This is a genomic window from Alphaproteobacteria bacterium, from assembly GCA_040216735.1.
In the GTDB taxonomy this organism is placed as follows: Bacteria; Pseudomonadota; Alphaproteobacteria; order SHVP01; family SHVP01; genus CALJDF01.
This window is the reverse complement of the sequence record JAVJOO010000002.1, coordinates 972,516-994,803: the sequence shown is the minus strand read 5'-3', so window position 1 is coordinate 994,803 and position 22,288 is coordinate 972,516. Positions and strand designations below refer to the sequence as shown.

26 protein-coding genes are annotated in these 22,288 nt (G+C 61.8%); 14 read left to right on the top strand and 12 right to left on the bottom strand.

Annotation, left to right across the window (positions count from 1 at the left end; translation table 11 throughout):
* The first annotated feature begins 51 nt into the window (after positions 1-51).
* The 5 genes from efp to RID42_06035 all read left to right on the top strand — a co-directional run bounded on the left by efp (position 52) and on the right by RID42_06035 (position 5,084).
* Entirely contained in the window at positions 52-615 is a 564-nt protein-coding gene (gene efp / locus RID42_06055) for an elongation factor P (protein ID MEQ8247228.1), read from the top strand.
* A 6-nt stretch (positions 616-621) separates the two neighbouring features.
* Entirely contained in the window at positions 622-1,452 is an 831-nt protein-coding gene (locus tag RID42_06050) for an inositol monophosphatase family protein (GenBank protein MEQ8247227.1), read from the top strand.
* 95 nt (positions 1,453-1,547) lie between these two features.
* A complete protein-coding gene (locus RID42_06045) occupies positions 1,548-2,447 on the top strand; it encodes an OmpA family protein (protein MEQ8247226.1) in 900 nt (299 codons plus the stop codon).
* A 52-nt stretch (positions 2,448-2,499) separates the two neighbouring features.
* Entirely contained in the window at positions 2,500-3,633 is a 1,134-nt protein-coding gene (locus tag RID42_06040; GenBank protein ID MEQ8247225.1) for a flagellar motor protein MotA, read from the top strand.
* Between the two features lie 11 nt (positions 3,634-3,644).
* Positions 3,645-5,084 (top strand): peptidoglycan -binding protein, encoded by a 1,440-nt coding sequence (locus tag RID42_06035; protein MEQ8247224.1) that lies wholly within the window; start codon positions 3,645-3,647, stop codon positions 5,082-5,084.
* Here the strand turns inward: RID42_06035 and RID42_06030 are convergent.
* On the bottom strand, positions 5,081-6,901 hold the full coding sequence (locus RID42_06030) for an ABC transporter transmembrane domain-containing protein (protein MEQ8247223.1): 1,821 nt from the start codon (positions 6,899-6,901) through the stop codon (positions 5,081-5,083). The genes RID42_06035 and RID42_06030 overlap by 4 nt on opposite strands.
* 146 nt (positions 6,902-7,047) lie before the next feature.
* Between RID42_06030 and rpmE the strand changes: the two genes are divergently transcribed.
* On the top strand, positions 7,048-7,272 hold the full coding sequence (gene rpmE, locus RID42_06025) for a 50S ribosomal protein L31 (GenBank protein ID MEQ8247222.1): 225 nt from the start codon (positions 7,048-7,050) through the stop codon (positions 7,270-7,272).
* Between the two features lie 179 nt (positions 7,273-7,451).
* Positions 7,452-7,919, top strand: a complete 468-nt coding sequence (locus RID42_06020) for an Hsp20 family protein (GenBank protein MEQ8247221.1) — start codon at positions 7,452-7,454, stop codon at positions 7,917-7,919.
* A 63-nt stretch (positions 7,920-7,982) separates the two neighbouring features.
* On the opposite strand, the gene RID42_06015 is transcribed toward RID42_06020, so the two are convergent.
* Together RID42_06015 and RID42_06010 are read right to left on the bottom strand one after the other, a co-directional pair.
* Positions 7,983-8,420, bottom strand: coding sequence for a thioesterase family protein (locus tag RID42_06015; GenBank protein MEQ8247220.1), 438 nt, complete (start codon positions 8,418-8,420; stop codon positions 7,983-7,985).
* Between the two features lie 7 nt (positions 8,421-8,427).
* Positions 8,428-8,613, bottom strand: coding sequence for a DUF1192 family protein (locus RID42_06010; protein MEQ8247219.1), 186 nt, complete (start codon positions 8,611-8,613; stop codon positions 8,428-8,430).
* 117 nt (positions 8,614-8,730) lie between these two features.
* On the opposite strand from RID42_06010, the gene RID42_06005 reads away from it, so the two are divergent.
* Positions 8,731-9,726 carry an NAD(P)H-quinone oxidoreductase gene (locus RID42_06005; protein ID MEQ8247218.1) on the top strand — a complete coding sequence of 332 codons (996 nt, stop codon included), beginning with the start codon at positions 8,731-8,733 and terminating at the stop codon, positions 9,724-9,726.
* A gap of 139 nt (positions 9,727-9,865) precedes the next feature.
* Entirely contained in the window at positions 9,866-10,642 is a 777-nt protein-coding gene (locus RID42_06000) for a DUF1013 domain-containing protein (protein MEQ8247217.1), read from the top strand.
* Here the strand turns inward: RID42_06000 and RID42_05995 are convergent.
* A complete protein-coding gene (locus tag RID42_05995; protein MEQ8247216.1) occupies positions 10,639-12,540 on the bottom strand; it encodes a propionyl-CoA synthetase in 1,902 nt (633 codons plus the stop codon). The genes RID42_06000 and RID42_05995 overlap by 4 nt on opposite strands.
* Positions 12,541-12,659: 119 nt before the next feature.
* On the opposite strand from RID42_05995, the gene RID42_05990 reads away from it, so the two are divergent.
* Positions 12,660-14,282, top strand: a complete 1,623-nt coding sequence (locus tag RID42_05990; protein MEQ8247215.1) for an acyl-CoA synthetase — start codon at positions 12,660-12,662, stop codon at positions 14,280-14,282.
* Here the strand turns inward: RID42_05990 and RID42_05985 are convergent.
* Both RID42_05985 and RID42_05980 read right to left on the bottom strand, forming a co-directional pair.
* Positions 14,279-14,458: a YdcH family protein gene (locus RID42_05985; GenBank protein ID MEQ8247214.1), complete on the bottom strand. Its 180-nt coding sequence runs from the start codon at positions 14,456-14,458 to the stop codon at positions 14,279-14,281. The two genes, RID42_05990 and RID42_05985, sit on opposite strands and share 4 nt — an antisense overlap.
* Positions 14,459-14,522: 64 nt before the next feature.
* Positions 14,523-15,023 carry a TIGR02444 family protein gene (locus tag RID42_05980; GenBank protein MEQ8247213.1) on the bottom strand — a complete coding sequence of 167 codons (501 nt, stop codon included), beginning with the start codon at positions 15,021-15,023 and terminating at the stop codon, positions 14,523-14,525.
* Positions 15,024-15,044: 21 nt separating this feature from the next.
* On the opposite strand from RID42_05980, the gene RID42_05975 reads away from it, so the two are divergent.
* The gene (locus RID42_05975; GenBank protein MEQ8247212.1) at positions 15,045-15,257 is read left to right on the top strand and encodes a DUF465 domain-containing protein; all 213 of its coding nucleotides are present in this window, start codon (positions 15,045-15,047) and stop codon (positions 15,255-15,257) included.
* Here the strand turns inward: RID42_05975 and RID42_05970 are convergent.
* On the bottom strand, positions 15,254-15,970 hold the full coding sequence (locus RID42_05970) for a GGDEF domain-containing protein (protein MEQ8247211.1): 717 nt from the start codon (positions 15,968-15,970) through the stop codon (positions 15,254-15,256). The genes RID42_05975 and RID42_05970 overlap by 4 nt on opposite strands.
* Before the next feature lie 244 nt (positions 15,971-16,214).
* On the opposite strand from RID42_05970, the gene purE reads away from it, so the two are divergent.
* Positions 16,215-16,706, top strand: a complete 492-nt coding sequence (purE, locus tag RID42_05965; GenBank protein ID MEQ8247210.1) for a 5-(carboxyamino)imidazole ribonucleotide mutase — start codon at positions 16,215-16,217, stop codon at positions 16,704-16,706.
* A 9-nt stretch (positions 16,707-16,715) separates the two neighbouring features.
* Entirely contained in the window at positions 16,716-17,795 is a 1,080-nt protein-coding gene (locus RID42_05960) for a 5-(carboxyamino)imidazole ribonucleotide synthase (protein MEQ8247209.1), read from the top strand.
* On the opposite strand, the gene RID42_05955 is transcribed toward RID42_05960, so the two are convergent.
* On the bottom strand, positions 17,782-18,441 hold the full coding sequence (locus tag RID42_05955; protein MEQ8247208.1) for a COQ9 family protein: 660 nt from the start codon (positions 18,439-18,441) through the stop codon (positions 17,782-17,784). The two genes, RID42_05960 and RID42_05955, sit on opposite strands and share 14 nt — an antisense overlap.
* Positions 18,438-18,971 carry a peptide deformylase gene (gene def / locus RID42_05950; GenBank protein MEQ8247207.1) on the bottom strand — a complete coding sequence of 178 codons (534 nt, stop codon included), beginning with the start codon at positions 18,969-18,971 and terminating at the stop codon, positions 18,438-18,440. Before def ends, RID42_05955 begins: the two co-directional genes overlap by 4 nt.
* 189 nt (positions 18,972-19,160) lie before the next feature.
* Here def and rpsU point away from each other — a divergent pair, with 189 nt between their 5' ends.
* Positions 19,161-19,361, top strand: coding sequence for a 30S ribosomal protein S21 (gene rpsU / locus RID42_05945; GenBank protein MEQ8247206.1), 201 nt, complete (start codon positions 19,161-19,163; stop codon positions 19,359-19,361).
* 53 nt (positions 19,362-19,414) lie between these two features.
* Here rpsU and RID42_05940 read toward each other — a convergent pair whose 3' ends face one another.
* The 3 genes from RID42_05940 to RID42_05930 are packed head-to-tail and all read right to left on the bottom strand — an operon-like array spanning position 19,415 to position 22,246.
* Complete coding sequence (locus RID42_05940) at positions 19,415-20,806, bottom strand: NAD(P)(+) transhydrogenase (Re/Si-specific) subunit beta (GenBank protein MEQ8247205.1); 1,392 nt, start codon at positions 20,804-20,806, stop codon at positions 19,415-19,417.
* Position 20,807: 1 nt separating this feature from the next.
* Positions 20,808-21,104 carry an NAD(P) transhydrogenase subunit alpha gene (locus RID42_05935; GenBank protein ID MEQ8247204.1) on the bottom strand — a complete coding sequence of 99 codons (297 nt, stop codon included), beginning with the start codon at positions 21,102-21,104 and terminating at the stop codon, positions 20,808-20,810.
* Positions 21,104-22,246 (bottom strand): Re/Si-specific NAD(P)(+) transhydrogenase subunit alpha, encoded by a 1,143-nt coding sequence (locus RID42_05930; protein MEQ8247203.1) that lies wholly within the window; start codon positions 22,244-22,246, stop codon positions 21,104-21,106. Before RID42_05930 ends, RID42_05935 begins: the two co-directional genes overlap by 1 nt.
* Positions 22,247-22,288: the final 42 nt, after the last annotated feature.

The following is a 22,288-nucleotide window of genomic DNA, read 5'->3' as shown; positions in this document are numbered from 1 at the left end:
CAAAGGCAAGCTGATAGTTTCCGCGCCCTCAACCCCGCCCCAGAGTATGCGATGAAGATCAACGCCAATCAGATTCGACCCGGCATGGTGATCGAATACGAAGGCCGCCAGATGGCGGTCATCAAGATCCAACTGATCCAGCCGGGCAAGGGCGGCGCCTTTATTGCGGTCGAAATGCGTGACCTGACGAACGGCGTCAAGACCAATCAACGCTGGCGCACCGCCGATACCGTCGAGAAGCTCAATACCGAGGAGCGCGACTATCAGTACCTGTTCGCTGACGGCGACAGCTACACCTTCATGGAACCAGAGACCTACGAGCAGATCTCGATACCGGGCGCGATTCTCGGCGACGATGCAGCCTATCTTCAGGACGGCATGACGGTGATCGTCAATAGCGTCGAAGGCACGCCCATCGGAATCCAACTGCCCGCGACCATCATCCTGGAAGTCGTTGAGGCCGAACCTGTGGTCAAAGGACAGACGGCGTCGTCGTCCTACAAGCCCGCGAAGATGAACAACGGTATGCGGGTCATGGTCCCGCCGTTCGTCGAAACAGGGACGCGGATCGTCGTCAATACCGCCGACGGGACCTACCTCAAGCGTACGGACTAGACCGGCATGGCCGGACCGCGGTCGCCTATTCTCAATGTGATGTCGGGGGCGGCAAAACGGGTCGGTCGATCGCTGGTCCGCGACTACGGCGAGGTCGACAAACTTCAGGTCTCGCTCAAGGGTCCCGCCGATTTCGTCAGTTCGGCCGACCGCAAAGCCGACCAATACCTACGGGATCTGCTTGGCAAGGCCCGGCCGGACTGGGGCTTCCTGACCGAAGAAGGGGTTGAGACCAAAGGAAACGACCCCGAGAACCGCTGGATCATCGACCCACTCGACGGCACCACGAACTTCCTGCACGGGTTACCGCATTTTTGTATTTCCATTGCCCATCAACGCGGGCGAGAAATCGTCGCCGGCCTTGTCTACGATCCGTTGCGCGACGAGACCTTTGCCGCCGAGAAGGGCGCTGGCGCCTATCTCAACGACCAACGCTTGCGGGTATCGGCGCGCCGGCACCTCGCGGAGTCGGTCCTCGCGACGGGCATTCCAACCATTCGCGGCGCGAACACGGTAACCCCGTTTCTGAAGCAACTCGCGACCCTTTCAACCCAGGTGTCGGCCATCCGCCGGTTCGGCTCCGCCGCCCTCGACCTCGCCTATGTTGCCGCTGGCCGCTTCGACGGTTACTGGGAGGCCGATCTAAAACCTTGGGACATGGCGGCCGGCCTCGTCCTCGTACGGGAAGCAGGCGGGTTTGTAACCGACCTCACCGGCGGTGGGAGCATGTTGGAATCGGGCAATGTCCTGGCAACCAATCCCGACCTGCACCAACCCGTCATCAAACTGCTGGCCGCCGCCGCGCGGCTACCGGACTGGCCACCCACCGCCATTTAGGCCGGTTGTCCTGGCGCGCGGCACTAAGCTAAGGTGCCCGTGCAGAGCGGCGCTTTGAGAACGCCGTGCGCACACGGGCAAAGGGAGATTTCTCGATGGGCAAGCACGGGCAGCGAGTTCCGATTCGATACTCATGGCATTGGCATGCCGCGGTATCGGCAACGGCGCTCAGCCTCCTGCTCAGCACCGCCGCCGTCGCACAGGAGACGGTCATAATCGGCGGGAGCGGGCAATCGAGCGTCGATGTGAACCTCGGCGCTCTGCGCGACTTGGACGGTCGACAGCAGATGCGGACCTTGCGGTTTCCCGGTGAGAGAACCGACGACGCCATCGTTCTGAAACCACCCGGCGGCAGCCATACGGTATCGACTGCGCCACAACGGCCCGTCTTGACCGCCCCGGCCCCAAGTATTCGGCCAAGTGTATCCGCACCGGTCGCACCGGTCATCGCGCGGCCAGCCGCACCGACACCGATGGCAGCACCGCCTGTACGCGAGTCCGCGGCTGCAGCGCCCACCGCGATTGCGCCTCCGCCCCTACCAGCCCCCCCTGCCGTCGCCCGGCAGGCACCGGATACCGCGGCACCGGAGCGGATTGCACCGAGGGAGACAGCAAGGCCGCAACCCGCGCCCGAACCGCCGCCGCAACAGACTGCCGCGTTGCCGCCAGCCGCGCCGACCGGCAACGGCACGGCGCTCCAGTTGCTGTTCGAGGGATCGGCGACGCAGCTCAGCGCGGGTGCGCAGGCCCAACTCCAGCAATTCGCTGCAAGCCTAGGTGGCAACGAGCGCCGCATTCAGCTTAAAGCCTTCGCTAGCGGCACCAGCGACCGACCGAGCGCGGCCCGGCGCGAATCGTTGTCGCGGGCACTCGCCGTGCGTTCTTACCTGATCGAGAACGGCGTGCGCAGCACACGGATCGACGTACGCGCCCTCGGGGAACCCACCGACGGTGGGCCGAACGACCGTGTGGATGTCATATTGCTGACGCAATGATCTGAAGAACTTGGCGGGGCCGCGCGCGCCTTAAGGGGAGCGATCAGAACACATGACTGGAACCCGCACTTTCTTGACGAGGATGACCGTTTTTCTGGTCATTGCCGCCGTCGTGATCCTCGCGATTATCGGCCCCTTGGAACGCGCCTTCATGGCGAATCCGGCGATCAACGGACTCATTCTTGGGGTTTTGTTGCTCGGTATCGTCTACGCCTTCAGACAGGTGCTCCTGCTCCATCCGGAGGTGCGTTGGATCGATACCTTCCGGCGTAGCGAGCCCGGATTGTCCGTTCAGGATCCGCCGACACTGCTGGGTCCGATGGCGACGATGCTAGGCGATCGCACGAGCCGACGGATGCAGCTTTCAACCCTGACGATGCGCTCGCTATTGGACGGGATTTCGTCGCGGTTGGACGAATCCCGCGATATTTCGCGCTACATGATCGGATTGTTGGTCTTTCTGGGACTGCTCGGCACCTTCTGGGGCCTCTTACAAACGATCGGTGCGGTCGGCAGCACGATTGCATCCCTCAGCGTCGATGGGGGCGACTTCAGCGCCCAGTTCGATAGTTTGCGCCAAGGCCTCGAAGCCCCGCTGAGCGGGATGGGCACGGCGTTCTCCTCCTCGCTATTTGGCCTTGGCGGTTCGCTGGTCCTCGGGTTTCTCGACCTCCAAGCCGGTCAGGCGCAGAATCGTTTCTACAACGACCTCGAAGAATGGCTCTCGAGCGTGACCCGCCTGTCGAGCGGCACCGGAATCGCAGAGGGGGATCAATCGGTTCCGGCCTATGTCCAAGCGCTGCTGGAGCAGACCGCCGAGAGTTTGGACAATCTGCAACGCACGATGACCAACGCGGAAGGCGGACGCCATAGCGCCAATCAAACGTTCGTGAACCTTGCCGAGCGCCTCGCCACGCTCACCGACCAAATGCGCTCGGAGCAAGACCTGATGGTTAAGCTGATCGAGAGCCAAATGGAAATGAAGCCGCTCCTTCAAAAGCTGGCCGAGGATCGCGGCGGGGTCGACAAGACCGCCCAGACCCATTTGCGCAACATGGACGTCTACCTCAGCCAACTCCTCGATGCGACGACCCGAGGACAAGATCAGTTGGTCTCCGAGATCCGCAACGAGCTGAAACTGGTCGCCCGGACCATCGCGGCATCGCTCGATAAGCGGCGCGACTAGACCGAATCGCCATGGCGTTTCGAACCCGTACGCGCGGTCAGGACTATTGGCCCGGCTTTGTCGATGCCCTGGCCGCGTTGCTGGTCGTCATCATCTTCCTTCTGGTGGTCTTCGTCCTGGCACAGGTGTTTCTGTCGCAGGCGCTGTCCGGGCGCGATGAAGCCTTGCAACGCCTGACGTCACAAATCAACGAATTAACCGAACTTCTATCGCTTGAACGCCAGGGCAATGCCGATCTTCGTTTGAACGTGGCCCAACTCTCGGCGTCGCTTCAAAGCGCAAACGAAGAGCGCGACAACCTCGTGATCGAACTCTCGGAGCTCCGCTCGGAGGCAGCGCAGCTCAACGAAACCGTCGCCCTGCTGACGCGGCGGGCCGAAACCGCGGAACGCGGTCTCTCCGCAGCCCAGAGCGACCTGGCCGCCGCCAACGAAACGGTCGAACGGGACCGCGAGACCATTCGGACCCAACTCGCGGATGTCGAGCGGTTGCAACGCGATATCGATGCCCTGCGCACGCTCCGCGCCGAACTTGAGAGACGCGTCGGCGATCTGGCCGATGCCTTGGAGGTCTCCCGACGCGATGCCGAGGCCCTCCGGAAACAATCGGCCGACCTTGAAACCGCGCTGTCCGAAACCCGCGCGACGGTCGGCGCATTGAGAGACAGCCAGCGCGAACTGCGCACCCAGCTCGCCAGCGAAGAAGAGCGGACGAGGCTCGTGCAGGAAGACCTGAAAGACCGCGAAGTCCGCCTCGCCGAAGTCCAAGCGCTCTACCTTGCACGCGAATCGGCGTTGGAGGAGGAACAGGAACTATCGTCCGACGCCAAGGCCCGCGTGGCGCTGTTGAACCAGCAGATCGCCCTGCTGCGCGAGCAACTGCGGTCGATCCAAGCCGCACTAGGCGAGGCGGAGTCGAAGGACGAAGAACAGCAAGTGGTGATTTCGGACCTTGGTCGACGCCTCAATCAGGCGCTGGCCCAAAAGGTCGAAGAACTCTCGCGCTACCGCTCCGAATTCTTTGGCCGATTGCGGGAGGTGCTCGGCGATCGGCGCGACATTCAGATTGTCGGCGACCGGTTCGTCTTTCAGTCGGAGGTCCTGTTCGGGTCAGGATCGGCGGAGCTGGGCGAGGAAGGGCGCGCCCGGATGCAAGATTTGGCCAACACGCTGATTGAAATCATCCCGCGTATTCCACCCGATATCAGTTGGATTCTCCGGGTCGACGGACACACCGACTCGGTGCCAATCAACTCATCGCAGTTCCCGTCGAACTGGGAACTGTCGGCCGCACGGGCAACCAACGTCGTGAAGTTCCTCATCGAGGCCGGCATCCCTGCACGCCGGCTCGCGGCCGCAGGGTTCGGTCAATATCACCCGCTCGACGAAGGGAACGACGAGATCGCGTTCCGGCGCAACCGGCGCATCGAGATGAAACTTACCGAGCGCTAAACGGCCGAAACGTCGCGCAAGCCACCGACATTGAACTGAAGCTTCGCAAGCCGCGCGTAGAGGCCGCCCTGGGCCATGAGCGCGTCATGGGTGCCCTCGGCCACGATTCTCCCGCCGTCGACCACGACGATCCGATCGGCCTTCTGAACCGTCGCGAGGCGGTGGGCGATAACGATCGTTGTCCGCCCTTCCATCAGTATTTCTAAGGCCGACTGAACTGCGCGCTCGCTTTCGGCATCGAGCGCGCTCGTTGCTTCGTCGAGCAGCAAGAGGGCGGGGTTGCGCAGCAACGCCCGGGCGATCGCCACCCTTTGCTTTTGCCCACCCGATAAGGTGACGCCGCGTTCGCCGAGTTGCGTCGCGAACCCGTCAGGCAGGCGATCGAGGAACTCGGTGGCCGACGCGGCATCCGCCGCCGCACGAACCTCGTCATCGCTCGCGTCCGGACGGCCGTAGCGGATGTTGTCCCAGGCATCCGCCCCGAATATCACCGGGTCTTGGGACACCAACCCGATATTGGCGCGAAGGTCGCGGGGATCGAGACGGACGTATTCCAGGTCGTCGAAGGTCACATGCCCCTCCGACGGGTCGTAGAACCGGAGAAGCAGTTGAAACACGGTCGTCTTGCCCGCACCCGACGGCCCGACCAGGGCAACGGTTTCACCCGCAGCCACATCTAGCGAGAAATCGGACAGAGCCGCGACCTCCGGCCGCATCGGGTAGCGGAACGAGACGTTGCGGAGTTCGACCGCGCCACGGGCAGGGTGCGGCAGAACTAGCGGCGACACCGGCGCCTTGATATCGGGTTCGGCGTTCAGGAGCTCGGACAATCTCTCGGCGGCACCGGCGGCCTTTTGCACGTCACCGAACACCTCCGACAGCGCAGCAACGGACCCAGCAGTGACGATCGCATAGAACACGAAAGCGCCAAGGTCGCCGCTGGACATGTTGCCATTCATCACTTGAACAGCGCCGATCCAGAGGACGCCAACGATCGAGCCAAAGACAAGCAGAATGACCGACAACGTCAAGAAAGCGCGCGCGCGGATCTGATCCATCGCCGCCCGCAGCGCCGTTTCAACTTTGCCGCCGAACCGCGCACGGTCGACATCTTCATGTACGAACGCTTGGACCGTGCGGACCTCGTTGATACTTTCGTCGGCCGCGGCACTAACCGCGCCGATACGGTCCTGGGTTTGCCGTGACAACCGACGCACCTTTCGACCGAAGACCATCAACGGCAGAACAATAACGGGGACGGCAAGGATGATCAGGCCCGACAGGCGTGGGCTGGTGATGATCAGCATGATCAGGCCGCCGATGAGCAGCAAGATGTTCCGTAGCGCCATCGACGCGCTGGCACCGACGATCGACTGAATCAGTGTCGTGTCCGTCGTAATCCGCGACAGGATTTCGCCGGTCTTGTTGCGCTCGAAGAATGCCGGACTCAGACCGATGACACGGTCATAGACGGCGCGGCGCAGGTCGGCGACTACGCGCTCCCCGAGCCACATGACAAGATAGTAGCGGCCGAACGTCCCCACCGCGATCACCGCGACGACGCCGAGGAGCAAGAGGAAGGTCCGGTTGACGTCCGCGATCGAGTCGAAATTATCGATCAGGAGTTGGAGAACGCGTCCGATCCCGAGGGTTCCGATGGCGGCGGCGACCAACGCAACCCCCGCCACCGCGGCGACGCGCCAGTAGGGATAGGCAAATTCCAGAACCGGACGGAGTTGCGCGAGGTCTCGGCTCTTGGGGCGATCCTCGGTGTTGTTGCCGATGGAGCCACCATAGCTTCTTGCTTGTCGCGCCACGTTTTTTCCTTATCGATCAATCGGTTCGGGACCGGAGCATAGGCGAGCCGTGACCTCGCAACAACATCGCCCCGAGCCCCCGGTGCTATGGTTGCCCAATCCGGCTTCAGTCTGCTATAAGCCCGGCCTTCGAGCGGAGAGAAATCATGAAGCAGGAAATTCACCCGGACTACCACGAGATCACCGTGGTCATGACCGATGGCACCGAATTCACGACCCGGTCGACCTGGGGCGCCGCCGGCGACCGCATGACCTTGGATATCGACCCCAAATCCCACCCCGCGTGGACCGGCGGAAACCAACGCCTAGTCGATTCCGGCGGCCAAGTGGCGAAGTTCAAGAAACGGTTCGAGGGTTTCGGCATCAAATAGGCCGGAAACCCGTCCGCGCAAACGCCGCCTCCGGGCGGCGTTTTTGTTTCAAGGTCTTGAACCCCTTTTTCGACTCCCCAAATCAATGCCAAGCCGGGTGCCCTAGGGGCTCGGTGATATTGAGGCCCGGCCAATTGGCGGGTCTATGAACACATTGCTTCAATGGAGGATGTGACGCTATGCGCACGCAATTTCTAACACCCCTTTTGCGCTCTTCGATCGGCTTCGACCGGGTCGATCAGATTCTCGATGCCGTCACGCGGATGGACCACACCAACACAGGCTATCCGCCCTACGACATCGAAAAGACCGGTGAGGACGACTATCGGCTCTCGATGGCGGTCGCCGGTTTCGACGAGAGCGAACTTGATATCACCCAGGAGGCCGACGTCTTGGTCATCCGCGGCAAAGCGCGCGATGAACAGGAGAAAGGTTCGTACCTCCACCGCGGGATCGCCCGCCGTGCCTTTGAACGCCGCTTCGAACTTGCCGATTCGGTGCGCGTGACCGGCGCTTCTCTCGTCAACGGATTATTGCATGTGGCATTGGTCCGTGAAATTCCCGAAGCCCAGAAACCCCGGCAAATCGAAATCGGCACGGGCAACGCTCCGTCCAAAGTGATCGAACAACCCCGCGTTGCGGCCTAACGATCCACTGTGCGTCGTCGGCGTCGGCCATTGCCGACGCCGACGGTTCGCAACGTCCCGGCGTTAGACCGCGATCCTCTCTAGGGCTTCGCGCAGGGCTTCGGATAGCGGCGTCGGTCGCAACTCGGGCCGACGAACGTAGACGTGGACGAAATGCCCCGTTGCGGCGACGCCCTCGTCGCCCCGGCGAAACAACCCCACTTCGTAACGCACGCTCGACGTACCGATCTTGGCGACCCTGAGGCCAGCGTCGATCACATCGGGAAAGCGCAGCGGTCGGTGATACTGGCAACAGGTTTCAACGACGAAACCGATCACATCCCCGGTCTCGTAATCCAGAACACCGGCACTCATCAGATACTCGTTCACCACCGTGTCAAAAAACGAGTAGTAGTTGACGTTATTCACATGCTGGTAGACATCGTTGTCCATCCAGCGCGTAGGGATTTCCAAAAATCGCCGGTAGTTCCCTCGGGTCTCTTCCTTTGGCGCAACGCTCACATCGACCTCACGTCTTGAAAACGGATGCCGCCGTACCGCGGGCTTGTTCTTTGCTCCGGATCACCGCGCGGGCGCGGGCGATGGCCGCTTCGAGTTCGTCGATATACGCACCGAGGTCTTCGATCGACATCTCCTCGAGTACCGGCGGCACCAGTTTGTTCTTCTTTGGCGGCTCGAGATCGTCCGTGTCCATCGCACTCAACCCTCTATCGGTCTTGTCAGATCGTGGCCGATCATACTAGACCACAATCAGGCTTCCAGACCGCGAACCGTTGACCTCCCCCGGTACGCCCCAGCAAGGACGAGACGCATGACCCTTCCCCACAACATGACCGTCATCGAGATCAGCGCGCCAGGTGCCCCCGACGTTCTCAAACCCGCCACGCGGTCCGTCGACAAACCGGCGCCCGGCGAAATCTTGATCAAGGTTGCCGCCGCCGGCATCAACCGGCCGGATGTTTTCCAACGGAAAGGTTCCTACCCGCCGCCGCCCGGCGCTTCAGATATTCCCGGTCTCGAGGTGTCGGGCACCGTGGCCGCCGTCGGCGACGGGGTCGACGGTTGGAAGGTTGGTGACAACGTGTGCGCCCTTGTCGCCGGGGGCGGCTACGCCGAGTACTGTTTGGCGCCGGCCGCACAGGCGCTGCCTGTCCCGCGCGGTATGGATCTCGCGGAGGCCGCGGCCCTGCCGGAGACCTTTTTTACGGTGTGGACCAACGTGTTCGACCGTGCGGCATTGCGGCCCGGGGAGGTTCTTTTGGTGCACGGCGGATCGTCGGGCATCGGCACGACGGCCATTCAACTCGCCAAGCAGCTCGGCGCAACGGTCTATGCGACGGCCGGATCGCCCGAGAAATGCGCGTTGTGCGTCTCACTGGGGGCAAGCAAGGCGATCAACTACAAAGACGCGGATTTCGAAGAGGCCCTACGGTCTGCGACCGACGGCCACGGGGTCGACGTTATTCTGGATATGGTCGGGGGCGACTACATCGCCAAGAATCTCCGTCTTCTTGCCCCCGAAGGACGCCTCGTCTTTATCGCCTTCCTGAAGGGGGCCAAGGCCGAGGTCGATTTCAGCCGGGTCATGCGCAACCGCCTGCAGGTCCTCGGGTCGACCCTGCGCCCTCAGTCCATCGAGGCAAAGGCTAAAATCGCCCAGGAACTCCGTTCCAGGGTCTGGCCGCTCCTGGAATCGGGGGCCATTCGACCCATTATCGACACCCGGTTCCCCCTTGCCCAAGCGGCGGACGCTCACGCCCTCATGGAATCCAGCGCCCATATGGGTAAGATTCTTTTGACCGTTTAGGCCCGGTTTTCCGCTAGAAACGGGGTGGTTTGCCTCAACCGCAATCCACCCTATATTAGGGTTAGGCTGCGTCCTACCTAACGTAAATCAATAGAGTAATCGAGCGAGCGCCTGAACGGCGGCCGCGAAGGGTTTTGAAATGCCTCATCCGCTTATGCCTAAGGCCACGGCGGTCTGGTTGGTCGACAATACGTCGCTTGGCTTTGACCAAATTGCTGATTTCTGCGGTTTGCACGCCCTGGAGGTGCAGGGGATCGCCGACGGCGAAGTCGCAGTGGGCATCGTTGGCCGCGATCCGATAGCGAACGGCGAACTGACCCGCGACGAGCTCGATCGCTGCCAGGCAGACCGTGCGTCCCGTCTGGTGATGCTCGAACCTGAGATTGAGATGCAACAGCGCCGGCCGGGGCCCAAGTACACGCCGCTGTCGAAACGGCAGAACCGCCCTGACGCGATCGCTTGGCTGATCAAGTTCCACCCGGAACTGACCGACGCCCAGGTTTGTCAGCTGGTGGGGACGACCAAACCCACCGTCGTCTCGGTGCGCGACCGAAGCCACTGGAATACACCGAACCTCAAGCCGCAGGACCCGGTGAGCCTGGGCATGTGCTCGCAGACGGAACTGGATTCTGCCGTTCAGGCGGCGGCGAAGCGCCTCCAGCGCAAAGAAGATCGCGAGCGCCGCGCGGCGACTAAGGTTGCCAAGGAAAAGCAAGCTGCGCTCGAAGCGGCCCAAGAAGCTCGGGCAGCTTCCGCCGTCCCTAACGCTGACGCAGAACCCGCGTCGACGGAGAGCGCGAGCGAAGCCAAGCACGAAGACGTGCCTGACACAGCCCTTGGCGCGGCCTTGGCACGGGCCGGCGTCGCGCCGCCCGACTCTGGATCGGGCAACGAAAGTTCCGGCAGCGACACCTAGTCGGCGGCGCCCAACCCGGCCTGCCGCATCGCGGCAGCCACAATATCCAGGGTCGCAGGATCCTCTATCGTCGCGGGCATCGCCCATGGTTCGGCGTCGGCGATTCGCCGCATCGTTGCCCGTAGAATCTTGCCGCTCCGCGTCTTCGGCAACTGGGATACGACGATGGCGACCTTGAACGCCGCAACCGGTCCGATCTTGTCGCGTACTTCTTGCACCAGTTCCGCCGAGAGCTGGGCCACAGGTTTGTCGACGCCTGCGTTGAGGACGACCAACCCAACGGGCACCTGCCCTTTGAGCGAATCCTTGATGCCGATAACGGCACATTCTGCAACATCGGGATGTGCCGCCAGAACCTCTTCGATTGCACCCGTCGAGAGCCGGTGCCCGGCGATGTTAATCACATCGTCGGTACGGCTCATGATGTAGAGGTAACCCTCGTCGTCCAGATGACCGGCATCGCCGGTCTTATAAAACCCTGGAAAATCGCGCATATACGCGTCGAGGAATCCCTCGTCGTTGTTCCAAAGGGTCAGCAGGCTCGCGGGTGGGAGCGGCAGTTTGACAGCGATCGCCCCGTCTACACCGGCGGGAACTGGTCTACCGTCGGGCCCGAGAATGGCGATTTCGTTGCCGGGCGTTGCCTTCGTCGGGGACCCGTGCTTCACCGGCAACATACCAAGGCCGACACAGTTCGCCGCCATCGCCCAGGCGGTTTCGGTTTGCCACCAATGGTCGACCACCGGCTTCTTGAGCTTCTCCTCTGCCCATTGAACGGTATCCGGGTCGGCGCGCTCGCCCGCCAAAAAAAGAGTCCTGAAGCCCGACAGGTCGTAGCGATCGATCAACGCGCCATCGGGATCTTCGCGGCGAATCGCCCGGAAGGACGTCGGCGCCGTGAACAGGGCCGCGACGTTATGCTCGGCAATAACGCGCCAGTAGACACCAGCGTCCGGCGTGCCGATCGGCTTGCCCTCAAAGAGGACCGAGGTGCAGCCGTGCAGGAGCGGGGCATAGACGATGTAAGAGTGACCGACGACCCAACCGACATCCGACGCGGCCCAAAAACATTCGCCGGGATTGACGCCGTAGACGCCCGACATGCTCCACTTGAGCGCGACCATGTGCCCGGCATTGTCGCGTACGACGCCCTTTGGCCGCCCGGTCGATCCTGAGGTATAGAGGATATACAGGGGGTCGTTGGCACCGACGGGGACGCACTCTACCGCCGGGGCACGCTCGACGACGTCATTCCAATCGAGGTCGCGTCCTTTCTCGAGCGTTGCGACCAATTGTTCGCGTTGAAAGACAATAACGTTGTCAGGCTTGTGTTTTGCCAATCGAATTGCTTCGTCGAGCAGCGGTTTATAGGCGACGACGCGGCTGGGCTCGATCCCGCAACTCGCCGAAACGATCACCTTCGGCGTGCAGTCGTCGATCCGTGTCGCCAGCTCCGCTGCCGCAAACCCCCCAAATACGACCGAGTGCACCGCACCGATCCGGGCACAAGCGAGCATCGCAATCACCGCCTCGGGAACGGCAGGCATATACACGATGACCCGATCGCCTTTTGCGACGCCAAGGCCAAGGAGCGCCCCGGCAAAACGCGCCACCCGATCGCGCAATTCGAGGTAGGTCAGCCGCTCGATGGCACCGGTGATGGGCGAATCGTGAATGAGCGCGAGCTGCGCGCCCCGGCCCGCCGCGACGTGCCGATCGACGGCGTTGTAACAGGTGTTGACCTGCCCGCCGGGAAACCACCGGTAGAACGGCGGGCGAGCTGCATCGAGGACACGGTCCCAGGGTTTGAACCAATCGATGCCCTGGGCCTGTTCCGCCCAGAACTCTTCCGGCGCGCCTTGCCAAGCGGCGTATACCTCGGAATATGAACTGGTCATGTTACCCCCACCGTCGCGCGCGCATGATCTTCGGTTGCCGTCGATTTGGCAACGGCCCGGCATTGATCGGCCAACAGCACATCGACTAGTGTTCGCGCCCTAGGGGCGAGATCATCGACATGACTGAAAACAAATACGACGACGGGCTCGCACAAAATCCGGCGAACTATACACCGCTGAGCCCGTTGACGTTTCTTCGCCGCGCGGCAGCGGTATTTCCGGACCGCATCGCCATCATTCACGGCGACCGGCGCACGACGTACCGCGATTTCTATCGCCGGTGCTGCCAGCTCGCCAGCGCCCTCCAGCAAGCCGGGATCCGCAAGGGTGACACGGTTGCGATCATGGCGCCCAACGTTCCGGCGATGCTGGAGGCCCATTACGGCGTTCCGATGCTCGGTGCCGTCCTCAACACGCTGAACGTTCGGCTCGACGCCAAGGCCATAGCGTTCACCCTCGATCACGGCGAAGCAAAGGTTCTGCTGACCGACCGCGAGTTTAGCGCGACGATCGAGGCCGCGATCGCCGATCTATCGACCCCGCCGCGCGTGATCGACATCGACGACCATCTCGCGGCGGACGGCGACCTGATCGGGGACACCGATTACGAATCGTTTATCGCGACGGGCGACCCGGCATTCGAGTGGGCCTTGCCGGCGGACGAGTGGGACGCGATCTCGCTCAATTACACCTCCGGAACGACGGGAAACCCAAAAGGTGTCGTCTACCATCATCGCGGCGCCTACCTCCTTGCCACGGGCAATATCCTTGCCTGGCACATGCCAGCGCATCCGGTGTACCTCTGGACCCTGCCGATGTTCCATTGCAACGGCTGGTGCTTTACTTGGTCGCTAAGCATTAACGCAGGCACCCATGTCTGTCTGCGCCGGGTCGAGGCAAAGGCCATTTTCGATGCGATCGAGCAGCATGGCGTCACCCACCTGTGCGGCGCCCCGATCGTGATGAACATGATTGCCTCGGCGGCGGCCGATCATCCCGGCTTTGGGCGAACGATCGAGATTGCCACGGCGGCAGCGCCGCCGCCCGCCGCCGTGATCGGCAAAATGGAACAATCCGGTTTTCACGTCACGCACCTCTACGGCCTCACCGAGACCTACGGTCCGGCGGTGGTCAGCGAATGGAACCAAGACTGGGACGGTTTTTCGTTGGAAGATCGCGCGGCGATGAAATCGCGCCAGGGCGTGACCTATCAGGTTCTCGAAGACATCATGGTCGCCGACCCTGAAACGCTCGAACCCGTCCCGGCGGATGGCGAAACGATGGGCGAGGTCTTCTTTCGCGGCAACGTCGTGATGAAAGGGTATCTCAAGAATGCCAAGGCAACCGACGAAGCGTTTCGCGGCGGTTGGTTCCATTCCGGCGACCTTGGCGTCATGCACGAAGACGGGTACCTGGAACTCAAGGACCGGTCCAAGGACATTATCATTTCAGGCGGTGAAAACATTTCGACCATCGAAGTCGAAAATACGATCTACGGACACCCGTCGGTACTCGAAGCAGCAGTTGTGGCCCGACCGGACGACAGGTGGGGTGAAACGCCGTGCGCATTTGTCACGCTGCGACCCGGCAAAACCGCGTCAATGCAAGAAATCATCGATTTCTGCCGTGAACGGATGGCGCACTTCAAGGCGCCGCGGACCGTCGTCTTTACCGAACTACCAAAAACGTCGACCGGCAAAGTTCAGAAATTCAAACTGCGCGAGATGGCGCGCAATCTTTAATGCGGTCGGTTCTCTAGTAGGGCAATTCGGTCCTTAAGCTGGAGCTTCTCTTTCTTGAGCGTCGCAATCCGCTCTTCGTCCGGAAGGCTTCGCTTTTCTTCCTTCCAAATGACTTTGTCCAAATCGTGGTGTTTGGCCTTCAAAGCCTCGATATCCACCGTTGCCAAATCGTTCATCTAGCACCTCCGTTAGATTGCTGAATGATAATGCAACGGCGGGGGAAACAGAACCCTTTCTCCGTCAAACCCGATCAGCCGCGGCGACCAACAACGATCGTTGCTGCAGCCCGAATTGATGCGGGGAAATGTCGAGACTACTCAGATAGATCGCGAGGTTGCTTTCGGTGGTGGCGCCGCCTTTTTCCGTTGCTTCGCCATATCCCAGGGTTTCGAGGAATTCTAATTCGCATCGCTCCGCGTCCAGTTCGAGGTCCTTTACCCGCCTGCCGACGGATCGGGCTGCCACCTCAAAACCGTTGGAAAAGTCAGCTGATTCTTTGAGAGCGCGGCGCACCGCGCGAAGCGGCGAAATGGTGTGGCGCTGCCAAGGTGCAACCGACGACATGATCGCGGCGAAGTCTCCGCGCGACAGACGCTTTCCGCGAGTGCCGGCCCACAGCCCATAAATCAGAACAAGAACGTCGGCGTTGTACGAGTCCTGAAGCTCCACACACGCTGCCTCGACGCCTGGTCGACCGTAGACGCGAACGGCAAAATCCCACAGTGATTCTTCAGTCGTCAAATTGAGACCTGCCTGGCCCGCATGCTACTTTCTGTCATGGGCTTGGAGCTCCTTCGCCAGCAACTCGTTGCACTGAAAACGGAACATCGCGATCTCGATGCGGCCGTTGACGTGCTCCTTGAACATACGCCCTTCGACAGCTTGAAGCTGCAGCGGCTCAAGAAACGAAAACTGGTATTGAAGGATCAGATCGCGCGGCTGGAAGACCAGCTATACCCCGACATCATCGCCTAGCTGGAACCGCCATTCGATTTCATGCGCTTTTTGTGCGCGTACATGTCCCGGTCGGCCGCCGCGAGCGCATGGCCGACATCTTCGGCACCGGTGAACGTGTAAACACCTACCGCAACATGGATCGGCACCGCACGGCCCTGATGATCCATCGGGACCTTCATGATCGCCTGCGCCAGATGCTCTGCTTTTTCTCGCGCGGTCGATTGGTCGGTCCGGTCCAGGATGACCCCGAACTCGTCGCCCCCGAGGCGCCCTACGACATCGGACTCGCGCACACTGGAAAGCAGCAGGTCGGCCACGTGTTTAAGCGCTTCGTCGCCGGCGGAGTGGCCGTACGTATCGTTGATTTCTTTGAAGTCGTTGACGTCGATATACACAACCGACGATGGCGTTCCGTAGCGCTCGGCCAAAGCCATATTTCTGGTGAGTTCGCGCACAAATGCGCGCCGATTGGCAATCGGGATGAGCGGGTCGCGATCGGCCAGCCTTTCCAGATTGGCCAGTCGCTCCCGGGCGACCTGGAGCTCGCGGCGCATCTGGTCGACCTCGGCCATCAGATTCATCAGTGCGTCGCGAACCTTTGGCGTGATCTCGGCCTGCGGGATCCCCATGACCGAGACAGTGTCATCGACCTGACGAGCAGGCGCGGCTGTCCCGTAGGCGTCGGTCGCCTGAACGGACGACGCGCGGGTCGCGCCGGAAGTCCGTGCCACGCGACGAACCGGCGTCGTTCCCACAGGGCCGGTTGAGGATACTTTCATCGGTCAAACACTAGGTAATGTCGGCCTTTCGATGGGCTACACTAGCACAAGCCACCCGGAGGTAGAATCGGCCAGTTCGCCCGTCCCGCAGAAAATTAAACGTTAGGATGGTTAATAAACCGTTATCCGAGGGCCAAGCATTTGATCGGCCCGATCCCACCCCTATAATCCGCCGCTTTTCTGGGAGGTGCGCCCTATGGGAGCTGCCGTCAAAATTGGCGTCATCATGGGCAGTCAGTCCGATTGGGACACCATGCGCCATACTGCGGAGACCCTGGAAAAACTGGGCGTTCCGCACGAGGTGCGCATTGTGTCGGCCCATCGCACTCCCGACCGCCTCGTCGACTACGCTAAGAGCGCAGAAAAAAGAGGCCTTGCCGCCATTGTCGCGGGCGCAGGGGGCGCTGCCCACCTTCCCGGCATGACCGCATCCATGACCATCCTCCCGGTGTTTGGGGTCCCCATCGAGAGCAAGGCTTTGAACGGGATGGATAGCCTCCTGTCGATCGTCCAAATGCCAGCGGGAATACCCGTTGGCACATTGGCCATCGGGCGCGCGGGCGCGGTCAATGCTGCCCTCCTGGCGGCTTCTGTGGTCGCCCTCAACGACGGCGCGGTGCGGGACGAGCTACGCGCCTGGCGACAGGCACAAACCGATGCCATCGCCGACACGCCCGAAACGGCCTGAGCACCGGACATGGTAGAAGAGGTCGCGCCGGGCGCAACTATTGGGATTTTGGGCGGGGGCCAACTCGGTCGCATGCTGTGCTTGGCGGCCGCACGAATGGGTTACCGGACCCACGTCTATTGTCCCGAGACCGATGCGCCGGCGTCCTTCGTGACCGACCAAACCACCACCGCGCTCTATGACGATGTAGACGCCCTCGCGCGGTTCGCCCAAACCATCGATGTCGCGACCTACGAATTCGAGAACATCCCCCGCCAAACGATTGAGACCCTTCAGCGCGGCGTCCCGGTGCATCCTTCGGCCCACGCGCTCGGCGTCAGCCAGGACCGGCTCGCCGAGAAATCCTTGTGCCGGGATCTTGGGCTGCCAACCACGACGTTCGCCGCCATCGACGGTCCCGAGGATTTCAAAGCTGCGGTCGCCGAGACCGGCTTGCCGGCGATCTTGAAAACACGGCGAATGGGGTACGACGGCAAGGGCCAACGCTTCGTGCGATCGGCGAACGACCTCGACTCCGCCTGGATGGATCTCGGGGCAGGCCCGTGCATCCTGGAAGGCGTCGTCGACTTCGCCGTCGAGATCTCGGTGCTTATTGCCCGCCAACCCTCGGGAGCCGTGGCCACGTACGATATCCCGGAAAACACCCACCGTGACGGTATCTTGCGGGAGAGTCGCGTGCCCGCGCGCCTGAGCGGTGCCGCCCTCGAAACCGCGCGCGACATCGCCCATCGCTTGGCAGCGGCACTCAACTATGTCGGCGTCGGGGCTGTCGAGATGTTCGCGACCAAGGACGGCTCGGTCCTGGTGAACGAGATCGCCCCGCGCGTTCACAATTCAGGCCACTGGACGATCGACGCCTGCGCGACCGATCAGTTCGAGCAACATATTCGGGCGATTTGCGGCCTGCCGCTCGGGAGTACAGCGCGCGCGTTCGATGTCGTCATGACAAATCTTATCGGCCACGACGTCGATGCCTGGCGGACCTATCTCGACGACCCCCTCGCCAAACTCCATCTTTATGGCAAAGACAAAGTTCGGACGGGTCGCAAAATGGGTCACGTGACGAAACTGAGCCTCACCGGGACGTAGGCGACCCGAATCCCTTGCCAAACGGCGATTTTCGGAGCGTGTTCAACGGCGCGCCCATGCGCTCGGCGAATTTCTCGGCCCGCCCGCGAAGCTTCTGGATCCTGAGGACATCGGCGATGCGCCGGTCGAGGAACGCCCAGGTATCGGCGAACCCGTCGGACTCGTCGTCAAGCCAGTACCAGTAGGTTGCGGTCACAACGCCCGCGAGCAGGCCCCTTTTTGTATAGAAGCTAAAGTCGGTCGAACGGTCCCCCGCCGCCCGCCAAATAATGTCGGTAATCCGATAGAGGACGCCAAGACCGCCCGAGGTACCCCGCGAACGCGCCAGGGGGGACATACGCCTAACCTGCTCCCGGTGCTCGGCGATCAGACCGATGAAGGTTCGCACGCCAACGGTAACTCGTTTGCGGATCGACGGTTCGCTGTCCGCGAGCCCTTCTAACGCCACTTCCAGCTTGCGCACCACCGACATCCCGAAATACGCGGCAACGCCGTCGATCCCATTTGAGAACGCCAGCGCCGCGCGATCCGACGCTACGCCGGACTCCCGGACGCCGGCGGCATATGCCGCGGCCGACCAACCGTCGAATGGCACATGGTCGAGGACAGCCCTAAGAATCGCGTCGCGATCGCTCGATGGGGTCACATATCCTCCTCTTCATGTTCGGCCGATAGGTGAAACCGCCATTCCGACTCGAACACCAGGTCGGCCAAATCGGCCATGCGCGTCGGGTAAAGGCGTCCGTCGAGGTGATCGCACTCGTGCTGCACCACGCGGGCATGCATGCCCGCCGCGGTGACGTCGACCGCGGCGCCGTTCTCGTCCAGCCCGGTATAGCGAATTCGATCGAACCTAGGGACCTTGCCGCGCAGACCCGGCACCGACAAGCAGCCCTCCCAACCGAGCTGCGTTTCATCGGTCAGCGCCGTGATGACGGGATTCACCAAAACTTGGGCGCGCATCTCCTCTTCATCCTCGCTGGGCACATGAAACACGACGAGCCTCAGGGGGACGTGGACCTGGGGTGCCGCCAGACCGAGCCCCTGGGCATCCTCCATGGTCTCGAACATGTCGTCGATCAGGGCTTGGATATCCGGGGTTGTCGGATCGTCGATCTCCGCGGCGCGTTGGAGGAGGACGGGATGGCCCATTTTTGCGATCTTGAGAATTGCCATGGGCCATCATGTCTAGAGTGCGGCAATGGGTAAAGGGCCCGCATTTCGGCCATATTCCGCTGCAGACGCGGCGGGGTGGCGGCCCCCTTCGGGCTGTACAACGCCGCAACCATGTGGTACTCACCGCGCCTCGTGTGTTCCCCAATCTGGAACACCCCGAAATACTACGAGCTTTCCGGGAGAAACCGTTTGCAAGTCCACGTCCGTGACAACAATGTCGATCAGGCCCTCCGCGCGCTGAAAAAGAAAATGCAGCGGGAAGGTATCTTCCGTGAGATGAAGCTCCGGAACTTTTACGAAAAGCCCTCCGAAAAGCGCGCCCGGGAAAAAGCCGAAGCCGTTCGCCGCGCGCGCAAACTCGCGCGCAAGAGGGCGCAGCGCGAAGTCTAACCGGATTTCCTGAAACCGCTCAAAAGCCGCCTCCGGGCGGCTTTTTTGTTGCGCTAGAGTGCGCGGATGACGCCTTCGACCATCTTCTTAGCGTCGCCGAACAGCATCATCGTGTTGTCGCGATAGAAGACTTCGTTGTCGACACCGGCATAGCCGGGCGACAGGGAGCGCTTCACAAACAGCACCGTCCGGGCGTTCTCGACATCGAGAATCGGCATCCCGAAGATCGGGCTTTGCGGGTCGGTCTTGGCCGCCGGGTTGGTCACGTCGTTGGCGCCGATCACGAAGGCGACGTCGACGGTCGAGAAGTCGCTGTTTATCTCGTCGAGTTCGAACACTTCGTCATAGGGGACATTGGCCTCGGCAAGCAGCACGTTCATGTGGCCCGGCATCCGACCGGCGACGGGATGAACGGCGTAGCGGACGCTGACCCCCTCTTCCTTTAGCCGATCCGCCATTTCACGGACGGCGTGCTGGGCCTGCGCCACCGCAAGTCCGTATCCCGGCACGATGATGACGGACCCGGCGTTCTTCATGATAAATGCCGCGTCGTCCGCGCTGCCGGCCTTGACCGATCGATCGCTGCGGCTCGCGCCGGACGACCCCGCGACGGCATCGCCGCCGAAGCCCCCCAGAATCACGCTGATGAACGATCGATTCATCGCGTGGCACATGATGTAGCTGAGGATCGCACCCGAGGACCCGACCAATGCCCCAGTGATAATCAGCGCAGTGTTCTCCAGTGTGAAGCCGACGCCAGCCGCCGCCCAACCTGAATAAGAATTGAGCATCGACACCACTACGGGCATATCGGCGCCACCGATCGGGAGAATAATCAGGAAACCGATCAGGAACGCGAGTCCGACCACGACCCAGAACAGGGGAACGGACTCGTGCAGGACGAACACCGTGCCCAACCCAACGATGACAAGGCCGATGAGGAGGTTGAGCCAGTGTTGGCCGGGAAAAACGAGAGGATTGCCGGAGACGAGCCCCTGGAGCTTGGCGAAGGCGACGATCGACCCCGAAAAGGTGATGGCCCCGATGGCTGCGCCAAGCACCATTTCGATCAGGCTCGCCGTCTTGATTTGGCCTGTGACACCGATTCCGTAGGATTCCGGCGCATAGAAGGCAGCAGCCGCGACGAGAACCGCGGCCAAACCGACGAGGCTGTGAAAGGCCGCGACCAGTTGCGGCATCGCCGTCATCTGAATTTTGAGGGCGATCACCGTGCCGATTACCGCGCCGATCCCGAGGCCCAAAATAATGAGATCGAAACCCAGGATATGGGGGTTGAGCATCGTCGTGACGATGGCAATGAGCATTCCGGCAATGCCGAAGTAATTGCCGCGCCGCGCGGATTCCGGGGAAGAAAGCCCGCGCAGCGCCATGATGAAAAGGACCCCGGCGACCAGGTAGGCGATGGCAGAGAGGTTGGCGGCCACGCTATTTCTTCTTCTTGAACATCTGCAGCATGCGCTGGGTTACGACAAATCCGCCGAAGATGTTCACTGCCGCCAGGACGATCGCAACGAACCCAAATATCTTGGCAAGGTTGATGTCCTCGGGCCCCGCGGCAATCAACGCGCCCACGATAATAACGCTGGAAATCGCATTGGTAACGGCCATGAGCGGCGTGTGAAGCGCGGGCGTGACGCTCCATACAACGTAGTACCCAACGAAGATCGCCAGCACGAATATTGCGAGGCGAAAAACGAATGGGTCGATGACGACCGCCTCCATTACGATGCCTTTCCCTCGGATTTTGGAAGGACGACTTGGCCGTCGCGGGTCAGCACAGTCGCCTTCAGGATCTCATCCTCCCAATCGATCTTGAGAGATTTCGACTCGGCGTCGATCAGGGGAGAAAGAAAGTTAAACAGGTTCTTGGCGTAGAGTGCCGAGGCGTCCGTTGCCAAGCGGCTGGGCACGTTGAAGTAGCCGACGATCATGACGCCATTGACGTCGGCAACCTCACCGGGGACGGACAATTCGCAATTGCCGCCTTGCTCGACCGCCAGGTCGACGATCACGCTCCCCGGCTTCATGCTGCGAACGGTATCCGCATTGATCAACGTCGGTGCGCGGCGGCCCGGTATCAGAGCCGTACAGATGGCGATGTCGGACTTTTCTAGTGTGGACCTAACCAGCGCCTGCTGACGTTGCTGATAATCGGCACTCATTTCGCGCGCATAACCACCGGCGGTTTCCGCGTTTTCCGCTTCGGGCGACTCCACCATGACGAACTTCGCCCCCAGCGACTCAACCTGTTCCTTGGCCACCGGCCGCACATCGGTAGCGGAAACGATCGCGCCAAGGCGACGCGCCGTCGCAATCGCCTGGAGGCCAGCCACGCCTGCGCCAAGGACGAAAACCTTGGCCGGGGCAACCGTCCCCGCCGCGGTCATCATCATCGGCATCGCCCGCCCATAGACGCTCGCCGCATCCAGGACCGCCTTATAGCCGGCCAAATTGGATTGGGACGACAGCACATCCATGCTTTGCGCCCGCGTGATCCGCGGCAGCAATTCAAGCGAAATCGCGACGATGCCGCGATCCGCGTATCCCTTGATTTGATCCTCATCGGCGGTGGGCGCCAGCATGCCAATCAGCAAGCCGCCGGGTTTCAGACTGGAACTCTCGTCCCGGCCTTCGCCCGGCCGTTGAACCTTGAGCAAGACATCGGCGTCCGACGTCGACGAAATATCGCTTACGACGTCGGCACCGGCCTCACGATAGGAGTCGTCCGTGATGTTGGCCGCCGCGCCCGCACCCGCTTCGACGGCAACGGTGCACCCCAGAGACACCAGCTTTTTCACCGTCTCGGGCGTCGCGGCGACACGGCGTTCGTTAACACGCGTCTCTCGAACAACCAGGACTTTCATGGCCGCGACCGAACGCCGAGGACGAAGCCCGCCCAGGGCCTA

What these genes read in the sequence shown, in the direction of transcription:
- RID42_06035 (MEQ8247224.1), top strand. Translation starts at nt 3,645, where the DNA reads ATGGCGTTTCGAACCCGTACGCGCGGTCAGGACTATTGGCCCGGCTTT.
- RID42_05960 (MEQ8247209.1), top strand. Translation starts at nt 16,716, where the DNA reads ATGGTAGAAGAGGTCGCGCCGGGCGCAACTATTGGGATTTTGGGCGGG.
- RID42_06050 (MEQ8247227.1), top strand. Translation starts at nt 622, where the DNA reads ATGGCCGGACCGCGGTCGCCTATTCTCAATGTGATGTCGGGGGCGGCA.
- efp (MEQ8247228.1), top strand. Translation starts at nt 52, where the DNA reads ATGAAGATCAACGCCAATCAGATTCGACCCGGCATGGTGATCGAATAC.
- RID42_05985 (MEQ8247214.1), bottom strand. Translation starts at nt 14,458, where the DNA reads ATGAACGATTTGGCAACGGTGGATATCGAGGCTTTGAAGGCCAAACAC.
- RID42_06020 (MEQ8247221.1), top strand. Translation starts at nt 7,452, where the DNA reads ATGCGCACGCAATTTCTAACACCCCTTTTGCGCTCTTCGATCGGCTTC.
- def (MEQ8247207.1), bottom strand. Translation starts at nt 18,971, where the DNA reads ATGGCAATTCTCAAGATCGCAAAAATGGGCCATCCCGTCCTCCTCCAA.
- RID42_06005 (MEQ8247218.1), top strand. Translation starts at nt 8,731, where the DNA reads ATGACCCTTCCCCACAACATGACCGTCATCGAGATCAGCGCGCCAGGT.
- RID42_06010 (MEQ8247219.1), bottom strand. Translation starts at nt 8,613, where the DNA reads ATGGACACGGACGATCTCGAGCCGCCAAAGAAGAACAAACTGGTGCCG.
- purE (MEQ8247210.1), top strand. Translation starts at nt 16,215, where the DNA reads ATGGGAGCTGCCGTCAAAATTGGCGTCATCATGGGCAGTCAGTCCGAT.
- RID42_05975 (MEQ8247212.1), top strand. Translation starts at nt 15,045, where the DNA reads ATGCTACTTTCTGTCATGGGCTTGGAGCTCCTTCGCCAGCAACTCGTT.
- RID42_06000 (MEQ8247217.1), top strand. Translation starts at nt 9,866, where the DNA reads ATGCCTCATCCGCTTATGCCTAAGGCCACGGCGGTCTGGTTGGTCGAC.
- RID42_06045 (MEQ8247226.1), top strand. Translation starts at nt 1,548, where the DNA reads ATGGGCAAGCACGGGCAGCGAGTTCCGATTCGATACTCATGGCATTGG.
- RID42_05935 (MEQ8247204.1), bottom strand. Translation starts at nt 21,104, where the DNA reads ATGGAGGCGGTCGTCATCGACCCATTCGTTTTTCGCCTCGCAATATTC.
- RID42_05990 (MEQ8247215.1), top strand. Translation starts at nt 12,660, where the DNA reads ATGACTGAAAACAAATACGACGACGGGCTCGCACAAAATCCGGCGAAC.
- RID42_05995 (MEQ8247216.1), bottom strand. Translation starts at nt 12,540, where the DNA reads ATGACCAGTTCATATTCCGAGGTATACGCCGCTTGGCAAGGCGCGCCG.
- RID42_05930 (MEQ8247203.1), bottom strand. Translation starts at nt 22,246, where the DNA reads ATGAAAGTCCTGGTTGTTCGAGAGACGCGTGTTAACGAACGCCGTGTC.
- RID42_06040 (MEQ8247225.1), top strand. Translation starts at nt 2,500, where the DNA reads ATGACTGGAACCCGCACTTTCTTGACGAGGATGACCGTTTTTCTGGTC.
- rpmE (MEQ8247222.1), top strand. Translation starts at nt 7,048, where the DNA reads ATGAAGCAGGAAATTCACCCGGACTACCACGAGATCACCGTGGTCATG.